At 42.1% G+C, this 563-nt stretch carries 1 protein-coding gene; it reads right to left on the bottom strand.

The genetic code is table 11. The features are described 5' to 3' along the window. Positions 1-458: 458 nt before the first annotated feature. The coding region (locus FC652_RS20200) for a DUF3265 domain-containing protein (protein WP_176299913.1) at positions 459-563 on the bottom strand (105 nt) is incomplete at its 5' end.

Raw genomic sequence — 563 nt, 5'->3', positions numbered from 1 at the left:
ATTTTAAACTTTGCAAACAACAAACCTTATGTGTTTTGATGCATTTGAGTCAGGCGTAGTCTAAAAGCGGCTAGTCAATGAAACCACGTGGAACAAACAACGCCGCAGAAAACGAACTTACAACACCAAAAAGCACTTTTGGAAAACCAATCTCACAATGCGGACTTTCAACAAAGTCACTGAAATCACATGAACTTACCACACCAGAGAAAACGCCATTTCAGCGAATAAATCGGCTTTTGTACAAACAAACTCAACGAGCAGAGTTTCAGTAAAAAAGTTCGACTCAGTTAACCCCAAAGTCACCGCACCAAAGAACAAATCAACCGTTGAAACGATGCCAATTTTGGATTTTCACCACGCTAGTTAACACTGAAAGTGAAAGCCAATACGACAACTTAAACTTTGAACTTTTGCCACTAGGTCTTGCGATATAGCTGCGCTTTTCCTCTTGCAAACTAACGCCGCGTTAAGGGGTGAGTGCTGCATAAACCAACTTTCCGCAGACCACCTTCACCACCAAAACTTACTGCAAACCAAAAATGCCACGCGGCATGAATCCC

Source organism: Vibrio sp. 05-20-BW147 (assembly GCF_013369385.1).
GTDB lineage: Bacteria > Pseudomonadota > Gammaproteobacteria > Enterobacterales > Vibrionaceae > Vibrio > Vibrio floridensis.
The sequence above is the reverse complement of the archived record's forward strand: the minus strand, read 5'-3'. Positions and strand labels throughout refer to the sequence as shown.